An 18,824-nucleotide genomic window follows, 5' to 3' on the forward strand; every position below is an offset into this window, starting at 1 on the left:
ATGAGAAGTACGATGAGAGTGCTATTATGCTGTATTGCGTTCGTAGCTGTCACCACCCAAACCCATGCTGGCGATTATGAAAAAGCGTGGGAGGCACTGCACAAAAACGACAAAGTACATGCTTATGAACTGTTCCGGAAAGTACTGAAGAGTGACCCGGCCCACAAACAAAACGCTATTGCCGCCCTGATTCTGCTGGAAAGCTATGATGGGCGAGGGGATACATTCCTCGACAGGTATCCTTCGCCTTTTACAGTGATCACCGACCTTAACCCGTATACCTACGCTTTATGGTTCACTGACGGCATCTTCGGCGCTTATGGCATCAAGAAGGGAAAGCAACTGGATAACCTGAACACGGTTATTACCGACAACCGCTTTAACGGTTCGCTACATGCTGCGGCTAAGTATTACAAAGGGCTCCATCACCTGATAGGTATGCAGCTAAAGGAATCCGGTAATATGTACAGCCAGATCGGCGCCTTAGGCAACTGGCAGTTCGTTGGTTCTTTTGACAACATCAGCGGCAGTGGTTTTAACAAAGACTACGGTCCGCTGAAAGAACCTAATACCGGAAAAGGCTTTACCTCTTACAATAACACACATATAGACTGGTTCAAACCAGCAGTGACGGATAGTGCCGGCTGGCTGTTCGTAGGCACACTATTTCCTGCTGCCAACTCAGTTGGGTATGCACAGACTTTTGTGAATTCGCCGGTAGATCAGGATGCGATCCTTTGCCTGGGTGGCAATGGTAGTCTGAAGGCCTGGCTGAATGATAAATTGCTGATTGCACAGGAAGATGAAATTGCCACAGAGCTGGATAAATTCAATGTACGTGTACACCTGAAGAAAGGTTACAACCGTGTACTGGTGCAGATAGGCTTTACGAATCCAGGTTCCAACTTTATCGTTCGTCTTACTGATGATAAGTACGAAACCCTGAAAGGACTTACCACAACCGATAAGGTAGAAACTTACCCTATAGATAAAAGTACGGATATACCGGAATTGCTGCCACACTTTGCCGAAGCATATTTCAAAAAGCAGGTAGAGAAATATCCGAACGATCCTATTTATGCTATTCTGTTGGCTAAAGTGTACAACCGTAACCAGCAGTATGATAAAGCAAAAGATGCATTGTTTAAATTTTTTGAAAAGGATCCGCAGGACCCACTGCTGGCTTATCAATACCTGGAATGCCTGTCATCCAAATACGATAGAACTGACATCTCTGCACTGGTAGAAATGCTGAAACAGATAGATCCTGAAAACACGCTCGTATTGCAGGGACATGAGTCAGAACTGGAAGATGAAAAGAAATGGAATGATGCACTGGAAGTAGTGAATAAACTTGAAGCCCGCGAAGGACAAAGTCTGTGGACGATCTCCAAGAAAATGTACCTGCATGCAAATCTGCAACACGTAGACAGCATGGTGGCCATGTTGAAGAAAGCATATGAACTGTACCCGGATGAATATGATGTGGTAAGTGGCATATATGCATACAACCAGAAGATGGTGAGAGACCCGGCAGAAGCCATGAGAATACTGGAGAAGTACGTAGCTGGCCACAACAATACCAAGGTGCAGGAACAACTGGCAGAGGATTACTTTCAGCAGAAAGAACCTGAGAAAGGGCTGGCTGTATTACGTAATATCATCAGGACGGCGCCGTATGAACTGTATGTGTATTCACCAATTATCACGCACTTCTTTGCCGCACAGCAATATGATTCTGCCATTCACTACCTGGAAACAGAACATGCTATCAGCCCATACAATTCAAGTCCACTTGGCACTATAGCTGCCTGTTATCTGCAAAAGGGAAATAAAGAAAAAGCATTGGATTATTACAAACAGGCACTGGCCCTCTTTGCAGGTGGTACGACTTACAGAGAGAAGATTCGTGAGCTGGAGAATAAGCCGGATGTATTCAGTTACTTCCCCAAAATGGATTATTACGCAGCTATCAACAAGGACCTGAAAGCGCCGCAGGATACAGCGAAGAGCTATTACTACATCTTCGATGAAGAGAATGTAGTACTCTATGCAGAAGGCGCCAGCGAGCAGGTGACGAATACCGCTATCTACATCAACAAGAAAGATGCGATTGATCAGTGGAAAGAAATTTCCATTCCTTACAACAGTACTTATTCAGACCTGACCATTATCAAAGCAGAAGTGGTAAAAGCGAATGGTACCAAGATATCTGCAGAAACTTACGACAATGATATTGTGTTCACCCGTCTGGAACCAGGTGATGTGATTTACTATAACTACAAGGTGGCCAACTTTGGGATTGGTCGTTTAGGACGTGAGTACTGGGATAAGTTTTACTTCCAGGCGACTGTGCCTACCAGGCTTGCTCGTTATAGCCTGATGGTGGCAGCGCCGCTCAGCATCAACTACGTGATGAAGAATGCAGATGATGTGAAACCTGTAGAAAGTCAGCACGAAGATTTCCACATGTATACCTGGGAGATTAAGAACGTGCCTGCTTTCAAAGACGAATCTTACAGTCCCTCACTGGGTGATATCGGAAAGGTGCTGCATGTATCAACTGTAAAATCCTGGGATGTGATTGCGGAGTGGTATAGTGATGTGACCCGTCAGCAATCCAAAGAGAACTTCGATGTGCTAAAGACGTTGCAACAGATCTTCCCGAACGGTGAAGAAAAGAAGCTGAGCAATGATGAGAAGGCAAAACGTATTTACAATTTTATTGAGCAGAATATCAGTTATAGCTCTGTGGCTTTCAGGCAGGGGGCATATATCCCACAGCGGGCAAGTAAGACCCTTGCCACCCGTTTGGGAGACTGTAAGGATGTGAGCACCCTTTTTGTATCCCTGGCCCGCAAAGTAGGGTTGGATGCCAACCTGGTGCTGGTGAGTACCCGTCGCAATGGTCAGCAGGGTATGGTGCTTCCATCTATGGAGTTCAACCACTGTATAGCCCGGTTTAAGGATGGGGAGAGTTATCGCTACCTGGAACTGACCGATAACCAGTTACCTTATCATGCGCTACCTCAGAATGATATCAGCGCGCAGATCCTGAATATTCCATTCAATTACGATACGAAGGAGACGATTAGTCTGCTAAAGCCTACTGATAAATATGATGTGAAGCTGAACCGCCAGACAAAAATAGCCGTGGGTGCTACGGATCTGAAGGTAAAGACATCTATGACTGTGAATGGAGAGCTGGCTTCCAATATGCGTGGCCGCTTTGGGGACAAGGATGAGGAGGAAATGAGGAAGGCCCTGCAACAGAGTGCCGCCAGCCATTATAAGAACCCGGTGACCCTGGATAGTTTTGAAGTGGCGAACCTGGATAACCTGGAGGATTCCGTAACGATCAGTACGGCCTATACCGTTAAGAATGAGGTGATTGGGGTAGGAGATATCAACATGATCAAGCCACCGTTCATGGATGTGGTGGCTACCAGCGATGTATTCAACAATGAGGTACGCCAGTATCCGTTTGAGTACTGGTTGTACGAAAATACAGATCGTTACACAGGTGAGATAGAGCTGGACCTGCCAGCGGGAAAAACCTTCGACCAGATACCTTCGGATGTAAAAGCGACTTTCAAGGATATGAAATATGAGCTCACCTACCATAAGGTAGCACCGGGCAAACTGATCATAAACAGGTCGTTCATGACGAACATCATGGACAACATTCCGGCATCTGAGGTTGGTCAGATGAAAGATTTTTTCAACTTGATAGTCAACGCAGAACAAAAATATATTTCCTTTAAATAGGATAAACGGTATGACGAAAGTCGGGTTGGCAATGTATTATTGCATTAATATGTAATGTGACATTGTTTTCCCGGCTTTCCTTTTTTCGTCGTCCCCTTTGTTTAATTATAATTCTGGTTATCTTTGCGCAAAATTTCAGAAAGCGGTGATTTCCTCCAAACTGTTTAAACTTAAGCTGGTAGCACTTATTGCAGTTTTCTGCATGAGTGGGTATAGTACGTTTGCAAACCCGACTGAGGGCGAGCCTCATGAAAAGAAAGGGTTTAATGCCAAAGAGGTGATCCTTGGCCACGTTAAGGATGCCCATGATTGGCATCTGTTGGACATTGCAGGCACTCCTGTAACGATCCCTTTACCTGTTATCATTTATAGCAAGGAAAGAGGGTTATCCACTTTCTCGAGCTCGCAATTCCACCATGGACATGCTTCGCACGACGGTTACCGCCTGGTAAACGAGCACTACCTGGAAGAAAAGGGTCTGGCTGCTAACAAGTACGTTCCTGGTAAAGTCATTGCAGTAGATGCAAATGACAATCCAACGAATGAAGAGATCTATGACTGGTCGATTACCAAGAACCTGACTTCTATGCTGATCGGTGCTATTCTGCTGATCTGGATTATGACAAGTGTAGCGAAAGCTTATCGTGTCAGGGGTTCCAAGCAAGCGCCAAAGGGTATGCAAAGCCTGCTGGAGCCTGTGATCATCTTTATGCGAGACGAAGTTGCCAAGCCAAATATTCCAGGTGCTTATGAAAGATATACTCCTTTCATTCTCACAATCTTCTTCTTTATCCTGATCAACAACTTGTTGGGGCTGTTACCCGGAGGTGCGAATGTAACCGGTAACCTGGCAGTAACAGCTGCGCTGGCACTGATTAGCTTCCTGGCAACGATGTTCAGTTCTAACAAGCATTTCTGGGCTCACACCCTGAATCCTCCTGTTCCGGGATGGGTAAAACCAATCCTGGTGCCAGTAGAAATCATCGGTATCTTCACTAAGCCGGTGTCTCTGATGATTCGTCTTTTTGCGAACATCCTGGCAGGTCACATCATCATCCTGAGCATTATTTCCCTGGTATTCATCTTTGGTTCACTGCAGCCACTTGCTGGTTTCGGTTTTGCACCGATTACGATTATATTCAATATCGTAATGATGATGCTGGAATTGCTGGTTGCTTTTATCCAGGCTTTCATCTTCGCTAACCTGACAGCTGTATTCATCGGTCAGGCAATGGAAGGCGGTCATGATGATCACCATGAGGCAAAACACCACTAAGATCAAAATTCGTATTAAACAATAAATACACATTTATCATGGCAATTTTAACTGTTTTATTGCAGGCTTCTACTGAAGCAGCTGCTTCTGCTGCTGGTCTGGCAAAAGCTGGTGGTGCTGTTGGTGCTGGTATCGCTGCTATCGCAGCTGGTATCGGTGTTGGTAACATCGGTAAGAGCGCGCTGGAATCTATCGCTCGTCAGCCTGAAGCTGCAAATGACATCCGTGCTAACATGATCCTGGCAGCGGCGCTGGTAGAGGGTGTTGCCCTGTTCGGCGTTATCGCAGGTCTGCTGGCAGTAGTGCTGTAAGGCCAAAACTTATTACTGCATCCGGCGCACAGGGCAATGGATGCAGTAATCTCTATCTTTAAAAAGGATCGCTGATCTGGCAGTATACCGGTAAAAATGTTTGTGTATTGCATTGGTACACTGGCATCATCAGCAAGAAAAAAATAATGCGAACCAAATAAATTCTAATAATCATGGATCTGTTGCAGCCCGCGTTAGGCTTGTTTACCTTCTCATTAGTTATATTCATCATTCTATTCATCATCCTGAAGAAGTTTGCATGGAAACCGATCCTCTCTATCCTGAAGGAAAGAGAAACCTCCATAACTGACTCAATCGCAGCTGCTGAAAGAGTAAAAGAGGAAATGGCTCAGATGAAAGCTGAACATGAGCACGTACTGGCAGAAGCTAAAGCTGAAAGGAGCAAAATCCTGAAAGAAGCTAAAGACGCTAAAGATCACATCATTGCTGAAGCTAAGACACAAGCTCAGGCTGAAGCTAAGAAGATCATCAGCGAAGCTTACACTGCTATCGACAACCAGAAAATGGCTGCCCTGACTGATGTTAAAAATCAGGTTGGTAAACTGGTTATTGAAGTAGCTGAGAAAGTGCTGCGTAAAGAACTGTCTGACAAAAAAGCTCAGGAAGGTTATATTAAAGAACTGGCAGGAGACATTAAATTAAACTAAGAGCTAATCGCTACATATATGCGGAATCCTCGTTTAGCATCCAGGTATGCAAAATCTTTGATAGATCTGTCCGCTGAAAAAGGACAGCTGGAGGCTGTACAGGCAGATATGCTCTTCCTGCAGCAGCTCTCAAAAACAAATCCTGATGTGGTGAATTTGCTGAAAAGTCCCATCATCAAGCCTGATAAAAAACAACAGATCCTCGCTGCCATCTTCGACAGCCGTGTGAGCGCCATGACTTCCGCTTTTGTGAAGTTGCTGGTAATCAAGGGCAGGGAAAGCAATCTGCCTGAGATCGCAGGTGAATATCTGCGTCAGTACAATACACTGAAAGGTATCAGTAAGGTGAAAATCACCACTGCTGTACCAGTAGATGCAAGCGTACTGAATGTGATCAGGCAGAAAGCAGAAGCAGGTTCAGACAAGAAGATCGAACTGGAATCAGCAGTAGATGCTGACCTGATCGGTGGTTTTGTACTGGAAACAGAGGACAAACTGTTTGATGCATCAATACTGCGTGATCTGAATGACATCAAAAAGCAATTTGCAGGTAACATCTATGTTCCTGAACTGAAATAAAACAATTTACAGCAGCCGCTGCGTACCCGCAAAGCTGTTGTCGTTATACATCAATTTATTTAACGACTCTTTCTAAAAGTATATCACTATGGTGGAGATAAAACCAGATGAAATTTCGGCGATATTACGCCAGCAACTAAGCAACTTCAATGCTGCTGCTGACCTCGAAGAGGTTGGTACCGTATTGCAGGTGGGAGATGGTATCGCACGTGTTTATGGTTTGAACAACGTTCGTTCCGGTGAACTGGTAGAATTCGAAAATGGTGTTCAGGCGATCGCGCTGAACCTGGAAGAAGATAACGTGGGTGTGGTATTGATGGGTGAATCGGGTGACATTAAAGAAGGTAATAAAGTACGTCGTACCGGTAAGATCGCCTCTATCAATGTAGGTGAAGGCATGGTAGGTCGTGTAGTAAATACCCTGGGTGCTCCTATCGATGGTAAGGGCCCAATTACTGGCGAACTGTATGAAATGCCACTGGAACGTAAAGCTCCGGGTGTATTGTTCCGTGAGCCGGTAAAAGAACCACTGCAGACTGGTATCAAAGCGATCGATGCGATGATCCCTGTAGGTCGTGGTCAGCGTGAGCTGGTGATCGGTGACCGTCAGACTGGTAAAACTGCCATCTGTATCGATACCATCATCAATCAGAAAGAATTTTATGAAGCTGGCAAGCCAGTATATTGTATTTATGTAGCGATCGGTCAGAAAGCCTCTACAATCGCAGGTGTAATGAAAACCCTGCAGGATGCAGGTGCTTTGGCTTACACTGTTATCGTAGCTGCTTCTGCTGCTGATCCTGCTCCTTTGCAGTTCTACGCGCCATTTGCTGGTGCTGCTATCGGTGAGTTCTTCCGCGATAGCGGTCGTCCTGCACTGATCGTATACGATGATCTGTCTAAACAGGCGGTTGCTTACCGTGAGGTATCTCTGCTGCTCCGTCGTCCTCCTGGACGTGAAGCTTATCCTGGTGACGTATTCTACCTGCATAGCCGTCTCCTCGAGCGTGCAGCGAAAATCATCAGCAAGGATGAAATCGCTCAGCAGATGAATGACCTGCCAGAATCAATCAGGCACCTGGTAAAAGGTGGTGGTTCCCTGACAGCATTGCCAATCATCGAAACGCAGGCTGCGGATGTATCTGCATACATCCCAACCAACGTAATCTCCATCACTGACGGTCAGATCTTCCTGGAGTCTAACCTGTTCAACGCTGGTATCCGTCCGGCTATCAACGTAGGTATCTCCGTAAGCCGTGTGGGTGGTAACGCTCAGATCAAATCCATGAAGAAGGTAGCTGGTACCCTGAAACTGGACCAGGCGCAATACCGTGAAATGGAAGCGTTCTCTAAATTCGGTGGTGACCTGGATGCTGCTACCAAGCAGGTACTTGATAAAGGTGCCCGCAACGTGGAAATCCTGAAACAACCTCAGTTCTCTCCGTACACCGTAGAAAAACAGGTAGCAATGATCTATCTGGGTACAAACGGTCTGCTGCGTGAAGTTCCGGTTAAGAATGTGAGGGCTTTTGAAGAGGCTTTCCTGAATGAAATGGACGTTCGTCTGCCAGATGTAATGGCTGAGTTCAAGAAAGGTAACCTGCCTGAAGAAGGTCTGAAGAAAATGGTTGCGCTGGCTAGTGAACTGAAACCAAGATTTGCATAAGCCTGTCAAGGTAAGAATATAAAAGAACGGCCTCTCCCTTTGGGTGAGGCCGTTCTTTTTTTACCGACTGTTCACCCGCTTTTACCGGCAATACTCCCTACATTTGCCTTTTATGGATTGATAGCCCCCCGGCCCCGATGTAGCTTTGTTAAAAATTCATCACCCCCTATGTGTAAGTTTTACCTAATTCTGTTTTTATCAACCATCCCGACGGCTGTTCTGCAGGCGCAAACAAGCATCAGTGGAAAGATCACCGACAAGAAAAATCATCCATTACAGGGAGTGAATATCTCCATTAAAGACGCTTACGACGGCGCTACCAGTGCCGCCGACGGTACCTTCTCATTTACTACCGACGCCACCGGCGAACAAAGTGTTATTTTCAGTTTAGCCACTTATCAGACACAGGAACAAAAAGTAAATCTCTTAAGTCCCGTGACACTGAATATCATTTTAAGAAATGATATCAGCCAGCTCAAAATCGTGACCATCTCCGCTGGTAGTATTGAAGCCAGCAGCGAGAAGAATAATACGGTACTGAAACCCCTGGATATCGTGACCACTGGTGGTGCGATGGCAGATATTGTGAGTGCATTAAAGACATTGCCGGGTACACAGCAAACCAATGATAAGGAAGGCCTCTTTGTACGTGGTGGTACCGGTTACGAAACACAGACATTTATAGACGGATTGCTGGTGCGTAATCCTTTTTATTCAGGATTGCCTGATATGCCGGGCAGAGGCCGTTTTTCACCGTTCCTGTTTAAAGGAACGACCTTTAGCAGTGGAGGGTATTCTGCTCAGTATGGACAGGGTTTATCTTCTGCACTGGTATTGGAATCACAGGATCTGCCGGAACGGTCTTCCTATACACTGGGTGTATCTCCGATTGGTGTGAGTGGTGGATTGAATGAACTGGCAAAAGATAAGAAAGGCTCTTTTGGTATAGAAGCAGACTACACCAACCTGGGTCCTTATCTGAATGTGATTAAGCCTAAGTTTGAGCCGAGTGTGAATCCTGAGATCATTGGTACTTCTGCTAATTTCAGAAGGAAAACATCTGCTACAGGTATGCTCAAGTTTTATGGATATAGCAACTGGACACATATGGGGAGTATTCGTCCCAGCTTTGAATATGCAGGTGATAAGGAGTTGTTTGAAATGAAAAATCAGAATGTGTATACGAATCTAAGCTATAAGGAGTTATTAAATAATGACTGGAAGATAAATGCAGGGGTATCATTTAGTACGAATACAGATAGGATCACTTTAGATACGATGCCGAAGAACCCCGACCCGATGAAGATCCATAACCTTTCACAACTGGCACAGGGTAGAGGGATGCTTACAAAGAACATTGGTAATTTCTCCGCACTGCGCTTTGGTGGTGAGTATCAGTATGCCGTGGAAAACGCTGAATACAATGGGTACAAGGCGAACTATACAGATAATTATTCTGCTGCATTTGCAGAAGGTGATATCTACTTCACACCACAATTCGTAGGTCGTTTAGGGGGGCGTATGGAATACTCATCGAAGATTGGTAAAATGAATCTGGCACCGCGTGTATCATTAGCATATAAGTTAGATCAGAATAGCCAGGTGTCATTAGCTTATGGTGATTACTATCAAAAGCCGGAGCAGCAATACCTGCGATTCAAACCAGACCTGGATTACATGAAGGCTACGCATTACATTGCCAGTTTTCAGCGGGTAGCCAATAACTATACACTGCGTGTGGAAGCGTTCTATAAAAAGTATCATCACCTTGTGAAGACAAGTCCGGATACAGCTACTAATGGTACTGGTTATGCAAAAGGTATTGAACTCTTCTGGCGTGATCGTAAGAGTGTGAAGAACCTTGACTATTGGGTGTCTTATTCTTATCTCGATACCAAGCGTAACTATCTCACTTACCCATATGAAGTACAGCCGGATTTCGCAGCGAAGCATACTTTCAGCGTAGTGACCAAATACTATATTTCTTCTATCACTACTAATATTGGTTTGACATACACCTTTGCTACAGGTCGTCCTTATTATAATCCGAACCTGCCAGTGAGCCAGTTTATGTCGCAAAAGACCATCGATTATAATTCAGTCGGATTGAGTGTCAGTTATCTGACATCTATTCACAAAGCCTTTACCATCCTGGTATTATCTGTGAATAACCTGGGTAATTTCAAACAGGTATATGGCTATCATTATTCAACAGATGGGTTGCGCAGGGAAGCGATCACACCGAATATTCCCAGCTTTATTTACCTGGGTATGTTTATGAGCTTTGGTATAGACAGGCGTCAGGAAACGATTGATAACTTATAAAACCTAAACTTGTATATGATGAAAACTTTTGTTCTCTCCTTCTGCCTTTTAGTAACTACATTTTCTATGACTTTTGCGCAGAGCGCGCAATATGAGTCAGCCATGAACAAACAGATTGCACTGCTCGATGATCCAGCCAACCGCGGGCCAGAGAAGATGCAGGAAATTGCCAACACATTTGAGCGTATTGCTGCTGCTGAAAAGACACAATGGTTACCTTATTACTATGCAGCTTATTGCTATGTAATGAATGCACTGATGGAGAAAGATAAGAGCAAGGTAGATGTGATCGATGATAAGGCGCAGACTGCTATTCTGCAGGCAGACGCGCTGAGTCCTAAGAATGATGAGATCTATTGCATCAGGTCACTGATTGCTACTGCACGTATTGGTGTGGATCCGCAAACAAGAGGTATGCAGTATGGTACGGAGGCAGCTACCTGGCTGGAACAGGCTGCGCAGATCAATAAAGATAATCCACGTGTAGATATGCTGCAGGGACAGTCTTTGTACTACACACCAGAACAGTTTGGTGGTAGTAAAGAGAAAGCGAAAGAGAAATTTACAGTAGCGCTGAAGAAGTTTGCAGCATTCAAGCCGGCAAGCGGGATTGCGCCACATTGGGGAGAGGAGTATACCAGGCAGTTGTTAGCAAAATAGATCATTCATCATGCAGCGGTGAACGCCGCTGCATGATGAATGTAAACAGGGAGGAATGGCCAAGCCATTCCTCCCTGTTTGGCTGTTTCCCTGTTATTACATTTCAGTCTTTACAGTTAACTTTAAAACACACGTTAACTTAAAACTGAACCCCATGAAAACCGTGGAAAATAAACTCTCCGTGGCTTCTTCTTCCGCCTTATTACTCTCTGTAGTAAAAAGCCTGTACACGGATGGCTGGGGACATGAATACTTATCACACATCGATTTCAGTGCTGTAGAAAAACCGGCAGAAGAGCTGTCAAGGATCACGCCTTTATTCAGTGAGATATTATTGCTGCGCAAACAGATGGTGCGCTACCTGATCAAACAGCTCATGATAGAACATCCCTATCAGCAGGTATGCATATTAGCAGCAGGTCTGGACCCCCTGGGGTTGCAGATCGCAGAATACTTTCCCGAACAGCTTACCAGCATTTATGAAGTAGATACCTGCCATATGCAGGAAAAACAGGCGCTCTATGCCGCCGTATCCTACAATGACGCACGCCTGCATACTTTACATGCAGACATTACCCACACACAGCAAATGATGGAGCTACTGATAGCCGCAGGCTACAGGCCACATGAGCCTACCCTTATCGTATTTGAAGGTATCATGCATTATATTCCTGAAGAGCATTTTCTGAGAGTGATGCGTTGTTTCTGTTCCAGGGGGCGGAACAATGCGGTGATTATGGATTATACGATTCCTGAGGAGGAGATGCCGGCTTCTTTTATTTCCCGGGCAAGGGCATTGTCAGATATTATGGAAAACAATATTGGGGCTTATACACGGGCCTATAGCCGTAAAAAGGTAATGAATCTGCTCTCACTGTTAGAAGCGGAAATAACGGGTGTTTATGACATGCAGGCAACGGAATATGTATTGTATGGGTATAACAAGTGGTTCAGGAGCAGGGGAGAGGGGTTGCTGGAAATGGCAGCCTTTCATATTTAAGGAAGCATTCCAAAAATAAAATGACAGGGCATCACCAGGTGTCAGAAAGAAAAGGGAGTGTATCAAACACAAATAAACCTCCTCAGAAGTAAGGACTATCTATCTCAATTAGGCATCTGAATAAACGGAGGGCGTATCTTAAGTAAGATACGCCCTCCGTTTATTATGTTATTCAGAAGCTAATTCTATTTTCTTGAGTGGGTTCTGCGTGTTCTCCGCATACTGTTCTCTCTTCTCAATAATATCCAGACAGGAGAAGATTGCCTGGCGGAAAGAGAAGTGATCTGCCAGGTTTTTACCTGCAATATCAAATGCAGTACCATGGTCAGGAGAGGTGCGTACGATAGGCAGACCTGCGGTGAAGTTGATTCCTTCGCCGGTAGCCAGTGACTTGAATGGGATCAGTCCCTGGTCGTGGTACATAGCCAGTACGCCATCGAAGGAGGCGTGCATGTTCCTTGCGAAGAAGGCATCGGCGCTATAAGGACCAAAGCAAAGTATACCATGGTTCTTTGCATGGTCAATAGCAGGGATGATCTCTCTCAGTTCTTCGTCACCGATCAGGCCATCATCGCCGGCATGTGGGTTCAGACCCAGTACTGCAATGCGTGGCTGGTCGATCCCAAAGTCTCTGATCAGGCTATCTTTCATCATAGCCAGTTTAGCCAGGATGTTTTCGCGGGTCACATATTTTGCTACATCACGGATAGGTACATGCTCGGTGAGCAATCCTACACGCATATTATCGGCAGTCATGAACATGAGCACATCTTTTGCTTCAAAGGCATCTCTGAGGTAAGGTGTGTGACCAGTGTAATTGAATTGCTCGCTCTGTATGTTCTTTTTGTGGATGGGAGCGGTCACCAGACCATCTATTTCACCATTTTTCAGGCATTCGATGGCGACTGCGAGGGAACGGGCAGCGTATTTACCGCCTGTTTCATTCAGTATACCTGGTGTGATCTGTACTTCTTCTTCCCAGCAGTTGAATACATTCACCTGCTTGTGGTTCAGCCTGGAGAATTCTTTCAGACTCTGATAGTTGAAGTTGTTCTCATTCATCAACTTGCGATAGAAGTTGATCGTCTTGTTGGAAGCAAATATCACCGGGGTACAAAACTCCAGCATTCTGTTATCCGCAAAGGTCTTGATAATCAATTCGGCGCCAATGCTGTTAATATCACCAACGGTGATACCAATTACCGGCTTGTTTGTCTGGGCGTTGCTACTCATGCGTTTTTGAGAATAATGGGCAAATATAACAAGAATTAAGGGAGAAACTTATTCAAACTGATTTCCGTAATTTTGACACCTGAACATGTATACACTTAAAAAATCGCTTGGGCAGCACTTTCTCAAGGACGATAACATTTGCAGAAAGATTGTTGATTCACTACCTGTAATTCCGGATCAGCAAGTGCTGGAAGTGGGGCCTGGTGCGGGCGCCATCACAAAATACCTTCTTGAACTACCAGATACATCTTTCAGGGCTGTAGAGCTGGACACTGAAAAGGTAGAATACCTCCAGAAGACTTATCCGGCTATTCAGGGAAAGCTCATTAATGAGAGTTTTCTGGATATGAAGCCGCCTTTTGAGGGGAAATTCAATGTTATTGGCAACTTCCCGTACAACATTTCTTCCCAGATCATGTTTCGCATACTGGACTGGAAGGAACAGGTACCCTGTGTGGTCGGAATGTTTCAGAAAGAGGTGGCTTTGCGTATAGCTGCAAAGCATGGGAATAAGGACTATGGCATTTTGAGTGTGCTCATTCAGGCTTATTACAGGGTAGAATACCTGTTTGAGGTGAGTGAGAGCTGTTTCAATCCGCCTCCGAAGGTGAAGTCGGCAGTGATTCGATTGCACAGGCTGGAAGAAAATGAGAATTATGATATTCAGAATGAACGGAAATTTAAGAACCTGGTAAAAACTGCCTTTGGCCAGCGTCGTAAGCAATTACGGAATCCATTAAAAACATTATTTGATAAGGAAGTACTACAGGACAGCATCTTTACCAAACGGGCAGAAGAGCTGACCGTAGCAGATTTTGTAGCATTATCCCACAAGATGATATGAGCAGGAAAGTATTAATTACAGCTAAAGCGCACAATTACTTAATTGACAGGTTGGAAGAGAAGGGATTTGAGGTCAGCTACCAGCCTGCCATTACATACGAGGAGCTACTTGGAGCTATTCACGAATACGTAGGATTGATTGTAACCACCCGCATGAAGATAGACCAGCCTGTTATAAACCGTGCATCGCAATTGCAATGGATCGGGCGACTGGGCAGCGGTATGGAACTGATCGATGTAGCGTATGCGGAGAGCAAGGGTATTCATTGTGCGAGCAGTCCGGAAGGAAACAGGGAAGCGGTAGGTGAGCAGATGGTTGGTATGCTGTTGTGTATGATGAACAATGTGCTGAAGAGTAACCTGGAATTGCGCCAGGGCATTTATGAAAGAGATGGGAACAGGGGTTTTGAAATAGGAGGCCGCACGGTAGGCATTATTGGGTATGGTAATACTGGCAGTGCTTATGCACGCAAGCTGAGAGGCTTTGAGCCAAAGATCCTGGCTTATGATAAATATAAAACCGGTTTCAGCAACGATTATGTACAGGAAGCGACAATGGAGCAACTGTTTGCCGAAGCTGAGATTGTGAGTGTGCACTTGCCACTGACAGCGGAAACCAAACACCTTGCGAACCTTGCCTTTTTCCGTTCCTTCCACAAACCTATCTGGTTCCTGAATGCGGCGAGGGGGAAGATCGTGCACACACCGGATCTGATCCAGGCGCTGGAAGAGGGGTTGCTGAGAGGGGCGGCACTGGATGTACAGGAGAATGAAAAGCTGGCTACTTACAGTCAGGAAGAGAAAGATCAGCTGCAAAAACTGCTGAATAACCCGAATGTAGTGATGACTCCGCACATAGCGGGATATACGCATGAGGCGAGCATTAATATGGCCAGGATTGTGTTAGAGAAATTGCATGTGATATAGGCCTGCAGGGAGAATTTGTCATTAGGAATGCTTACAATTCAGGGGTGGCAGATTCATGTATTAGGATTACCCTATATGTGACATTCTTTAGGGGATTCAGCATTTTTTCGTTATATTTGCTTTAATACAAATTTACAACGCTTCTGTGCAAACGGGGGCGTTGATTTTTTTTCTTTATTCTTAAACTAAATAACGTTATGTCTGGTATTAACTACGTTACCAAGGAGACCCTGGACCAGATGCGTGAAGAGCTCAATTTCCTAAAAACAAAAGGCCGGGCAGAAATTGCCAGGGCTATTTCGGAGGCCAGAGAGAAAGGTGACTTGAAGGAAAATGCGGAGTATGACGCAGCAAAAGAGGCGCAGGGTTTACATGAGGCCAAGCTGGCCACACTAGAGAATGCGATCGCTACTGCCAGAATAGTAGACGCAGAATCCATTGATACCTCCAAAGTATCTATTTTATGTAAAGTGACTATTACAAATGTAGGTACTAAGAAAACCGTGACCTATCAGTTGGTTTCGGAGAAAGAGGCGGACCTGAAAGCGAACAAGATCTCAGTGACTTCTCCCATTGGGAAGGGATTGCTAGGCAAAGTGATAGGTGATGTTGCAGAAATCTCTACTCCTAATGGTGTCATTAAATTCAAAGTAGAGGATATTACAATATAATTATCTCTCTGAAGATATCAGGGCCTTCCGAATCATGCGGAAGGCTTTTTTTTTACCTTTAAGGTTCTTTAAAAACCCGCATTATGTCATCTGTTTTTACGAAAATCATCAACGGTGAAATTCCCAGCTACCGTATAGCTGAGAATGATAGTTTTTATGCTTTCCTGGATATTTTTCCATTAGTGAAGGGGCATACATTGATTGTTCCAAAGGTGGAGATAGACAAATTCTTCGATGTGACGGATGATTTGCTGGGCGAGTGGTTGTTGTTTGCTAAGCCAATTGCGCAGGCGATAGAGCATGCATTTCCATGCAATCGTGTAGGTATGAGTGTGGTTGGTTTGGAAGTACCGCATGCGCATATGCATCTGATACCTATTAATTCAATTGACGACATGAACTTCCAGCGTCCTAAGCTCAAGCTGTCAGAAGCAGCGTTCAAGGCTATTCAGGAGCAGATTACAGCTGTCCTGGCACGTTAAAGCGGAAGCCTACACCATGGAGGGTTTCCAGCTTTACAGCGGGATCTGTTCTGAAATGTTTCCTCAGCTTGGTAATGAACACGTCCATACTTCGGCCCAGGAAATAGTCATCTTTGCCCCAAACGTGGAAGAGGATCTCTTCTCTTTTCAGCGTTTTGTTAGCATTATCGCAAAGGTATTTGAGCAGGTCAGCTTCTTTTTGTGTAAGCGTGCTGGAAACCTCTCCGTTCTTTTCGCGAAGAATGAGGTCATTATAGTCAAAGGTGAGTTTGCCGATGTTATACTGCGTGCGTTTCTCTGTCGTAGTGTTTACGGCACTCTTGGTTCTTTTCAGGAATACTTCAATGCGCAGCAAGAGTTCCTGCATGCTGAATGGTTTGGTAATATAGTCGTCAGCTCCTGTTTTAAATCCTTTAATTTTATCTTCATCCATTGCTTTCGAGGTGAGAAAGAGGATAGGAATGAAGTCGTTTTTTCTCCGGATTTGTTCTGCCAGTGTGAAACCGTCTTTTTTGGGCATTACCACATCCAGTAAACATATGTCAAAGGTTCGTAACTGGAACTGCTCCCAGGCCATTTGTCCGTCTGTGCTATGTACCACATCGTAGCCTGCTTCTTCTAACCGCTTCTTTGTTACCGCACCAACATTTTGATCATCTTCCACCAATAGGATTCTTGCTTTCATAGCTTGATGCTGATTATATAAAATACCATAGTTTATGGTGTATAGCTCCATGTGTCGTCAGGGGGAGCGAGTTATGAAGATTTTGATTCAAAGTAAATACAATTTATTAACTTCTGGAAAAACCTATACGCTAATCCCTATAATTAACCGACTATCCGACCAGGATTTTTTTGTAGAAACGCGTCCCAACCCTTTGCCTTGCTGGTATCGGGCATGACGCTGGACTCCTGGAAAAAATGGCAGACGGCCACTGCGACAGCATCTGTAGCATCCAGATAATCAGGGCGTTCCGAAAATTTCAGGATTCTTTGGAGCATTTGCCAGATTTGTTCTTTACCAGCATTACCGTTGCCGGTAATGGACTGTTTTATTTTTTTGGGTGAATACTCAGTTACTTGTACGCCGGCCTGCATGGCAGTAGCGATAGCCACCCCCTGTGCCCTGCCCAGTTTGAGCATACTTTGTACGTTCTTACCAAAGAAAGGGGCCTCGATTGCGCAGGTAGCCGGTTTATGCAAGCGTATCAGTTCATTTACACGGGCGTGTATCAATTGCAACCGTTCGTAGTGATCTTTGTGACGGGATAGTTTTAACACATCCATTTCCAGCAGGCTGGCTTTCGTCCCTTCCACCAGAATGAGCCCGTAGCCCATTACCAATGTACCCGGATCAATACCGAGAATTATTTTCGACTTGTTTGCCAACCACAGTTTATTTTTGCCAAAATCTTGATGTCTGAACAAAAATACCAAAATAATTCTCAATTACCTGCTGGGGGCAGTCCTTTTTACCTGGTTAGCCTGGTCCATTTATAACCAACTGCTCCACCAACCTAATTTAAAGAGTTCTCTTCAGCAAATGGTAGATACCCTTGAGCGTAAAGGCGTTGTGGCCATGCTGGTGGTATTGGTAGGCATGCTGGTCAACTGGGGGCTGGAAGCCCGCAAGTGGCAAATGCTGATCAAACCTCTTCAACCCATGTCGTTCCTTCGTGCGTTCAGGGCTATACTTTCCGGAGTCTCATTTTCCATCAACACACCTAACCGAATCGGAGAATATGGGGGGCGGGTACTCTATGTCCGTAATAATAGAAGCAAATTAAAGGCAATTGCTGCAACAATGGTGGGCAGCTTTAGCCAGCTCATAGTTACTATTATCTTTGGGTTAACTGGCTTTATTTACTTTGTGGCTAACTTCACGCCAGTCAGGGCTGAGCATAGTACTGGCTATTCCATATGGGAAAAAATATCGTTTGGAGTGCTCCTGATAATTTGTGGCTTGATCATATTGTTATATTTTCGGCTGCAGATTATTCTATCAATCTTTGAAAGAATACCATTGTTAAGGAAGGCCCGGATTTTTGTCCAAATAATTGTTCGTTACTCCAATACAGACCTCGAACACTTATTGCTCCTCTCGGCCTTACGGTATGTGGTCTTCTCGGCACAGTATTTGATTTTGCTAAACACATTGGGCGTTGAAATGCTGTGGTGGCAAGGATTTTTGATGAACGCTGTCATTTATCTCGTTATGGCTATGGTTCCAACCATCGCCATCGCGGAACTGGGTCTGAGAGGCAAAATAAGCCTGTATTTCATGGGATTCCTCAGTATGAACAGTCCTGCTATCATAGCTGCAACCGTCATTATCTGGCTGGTCAACCTTGTGCTGCCGGCCGTTTTAGGTAGTGTGCTGTTGCTGGGAATTAAGATTTTTAAGGAAAAATAGCT

General features: G+C 44.9%; 17 protein-coding genes. 14 read left to right on the top strand and 3 right to left on the bottom strand.

Annotated elements, in window-relative coordinates:
* The 9 genes from SIO70_RS07435 to SIO70_RS07475 all read left to right on the top strand — a co-directional run bounded on the left by SIO70_RS07435 (position 1) and on the right by SIO70_RS07475 (position 12,253).
* Entirely contained in the window at positions 1–3,768 is a 3,768-nt protein-coding gene (locus tag SIO70_RS07435) for a DUF3857 domain-containing protein (protein WP_320580312.1), read from the top strand.
* 145 nt (positions 3,769–3,913) lie between these two features.
* Positions 3,914–5,044, top strand: coding sequence for a F0F1 ATP synthase subunit A (gene atpB, locus SIO70_RS07440; RefSeq protein ID WP_320580313.1), 1,131 nt, complete (start codon positions 3,914–3,916; stop codon positions 5,042–5,044).
* A gap of 38 nt (positions 5,045–5,082) precedes the next feature.
* Complete coding sequence (gene atpE / locus SIO70_RS07445; protein WP_083724053.1) at positions 5,083–5,355, top strand: ATP synthase F0 subunit C; 273 nt, start codon at positions 5,083–5,085, stop codon at positions 5,353–5,355.
* A gap of 173 nt (positions 5,356–5,528) precedes the next feature.
* The gene (gene atpF, locus SIO70_RS07450) at positions 5,529–6,023 is read left to right on the top strand and encodes a F0F1 ATP synthase subunit B (protein WP_320580314.1); all 495 of its coding nucleotides are present in this window, start codon (positions 5,529–5,531) and stop codon (positions 6,021–6,023) included.
* Positions 6,024–6,041: 18 nt separating this feature from the next.
* A complete protein-coding gene (atpH, locus tag SIO70_RS07455) occupies positions 6,042–6,602 on the top strand; it encodes an ATP synthase F1 subunit delta (RefSeq protein ID WP_320580315.1) in 561 nt (186 codons plus the stop codon).
* Positions 6,603–6,690: 88 nt separating this feature from the next.
* Positions 6,691–8,268: a F0F1 ATP synthase subunit alpha gene (atpA, locus tag SIO70_RS07460; protein ID WP_320580316.1), complete on the top strand. Its 1,578-nt coding sequence runs from the start codon at positions 6,691–6,693 to the stop codon at positions 8,266–8,268.
* A gap of 168 nt (positions 8,269–8,436) precedes the next feature.
* Positions 8,437–10,593 carry a carboxypeptidase-like regulatory domain-containing protein gene (locus tag SIO70_RS07465; RefSeq protein ID WP_320580317.1) on the top strand — a complete coding sequence of 719 codons (2,157 nt, stop codon included), beginning with the start codon at positions 8,437–8,439 and terminating at the stop codon, positions 10,591–10,593.
* Between the two features lie 66 nt (positions 10,594–10,659).
* Positions 10,660–11,253 carry a hypothetical protein gene (locus SIO70_RS07470; protein ID WP_320580318.1) on the top strand — a complete coding sequence of 198 codons (594 nt, stop codon included), beginning with the start codon at positions 10,660–10,662 and terminating at the stop codon, positions 11,251–11,253.
* 154 nt (positions 11,254–11,407) lie between these two features.
* On the top strand, positions 11,408–12,253 hold the full coding sequence (locus SIO70_RS07475; RefSeq protein ID WP_320580319.1) for a class I SAM-dependent methyltransferase: 846 nt from the start codon (positions 11,408–11,410) through the stop codon (positions 12,251–12,253).
* Between the two features lie 168 nt (positions 12,254–12,421).
* Here the strand turns inward: SIO70_RS07475 and pdxA are convergent, their stop codons facing one another.
* Positions 12,422–13,486 (bottom strand): 4-hydroxythreonine-4-phosphate dehydrogenase PdxA, encoded by a 1,065-nt coding sequence (pdxA, locus tag SIO70_RS07480; protein ID WP_320580320.1) that lies wholly within the window; start codon positions 13,484–13,486, stop codon positions 12,422–12,424.
* A gap of 85 nt (positions 13,487–13,571) precedes the next feature.
* Between pdxA and rsmA the strand changes: the two genes are divergently transcribed.
* From rsmA to SIO70_RS07500, 4 genes are all read left to right on the top strand, one after another.
* Positions 13,572–14,330 (top strand): 16S rRNA (adenine(1518)-N(6)/adenine(1519)-N(6))-dimethyltransferase RsmA, encoded by a 759-nt coding sequence (rsmA, locus tag SIO70_RS07485; RefSeq protein WP_320580321.1) that lies wholly within the window; start codon positions 13,572–13,574, stop codon positions 14,328–14,330.
* A complete protein-coding gene (locus SIO70_RS07490) occupies positions 14,327–15,256 on the top strand; it encodes an NAD(P)-dependent oxidoreductase (protein WP_320580322.1) in 930 nt (309 codons plus the stop codon). The genes rsmA and SIO70_RS07490 overlap by 4 nt, the downstream gene beginning before the upstream one ends.
* Positions 15,257–15,453: 197 nt before the next feature.
* Positions 15,454–15,927 carry a transcription elongation factor GreA gene (gene greA, locus SIO70_RS07495; protein WP_320580323.1) on the top strand — a complete coding sequence of 158 codons (474 nt, stop codon included), beginning with the start codon at positions 15,454–15,456 and terminating at the stop codon, positions 15,925–15,927.
* An 83-nt stretch (positions 15,928–16,010) separates the two neighbouring features.
* The gene (locus tag SIO70_RS07500; protein ID WP_320580324.1) at positions 16,011–16,409 is read left to right on the top strand and encodes an HIT family protein; all 399 of its coding nucleotides are present in this window, start codon (positions 16,011–16,013) and stop codon (positions 16,407–16,409) included.
* On the opposite strand, the gene SIO70_RS07505 is transcribed toward SIO70_RS07500, so the two are convergent.
* Both SIO70_RS07505 and ruvC read right to left on the bottom strand, forming a co-directional pair.
* Positions 16,387–17,094 (bottom strand): response regulator transcription factor, encoded by a 708-nt coding sequence (locus SIO70_RS07505; protein ID WP_320580325.1) that lies wholly within the window; start codon positions 17,092–17,094, stop codon positions 16,387–16,389. The two genes, SIO70_RS07500 and SIO70_RS07505, sit on opposite strands and share 23 nt — an antisense overlap.
* Before the next feature lie 143 nt (positions 17,095–17,237).
* Positions 17,238–17,837: a crossover junction endodeoxyribonuclease RuvC gene (gene ruvC / locus SIO70_RS07510; RefSeq protein WP_320580326.1), complete on the bottom strand. Its 600-nt coding sequence runs from the start codon at positions 17,835–17,837 to the stop codon at positions 17,238–17,240.
* Positions 17,838–17,952: 115 nt separating this feature from the next.
* Between ruvC and SIO70_RS07515 the strand changes: the two genes are divergently transcribed.
* Positions 17,953–18,822: a hypothetical protein gene (locus SIO70_RS07515; RefSeq protein ID WP_414017912.1), complete on the top strand. Its 870-nt coding sequence runs from the start codon at positions 17,953–17,955 to the stop codon at positions 18,820–18,822.
* The last annotated feature ends 2 nt before the right edge of the window (positions 18,823–18,824 follow it).

It is taken from the genome of Chitinophaga sancti (assembly GCF_034087045.1).
GTDB lineage: Bacteria > Bacteroidota > Bacteroidia > Chitinophagales > Chitinophagaceae > Chitinophaga > Chitinophaga sancti_B.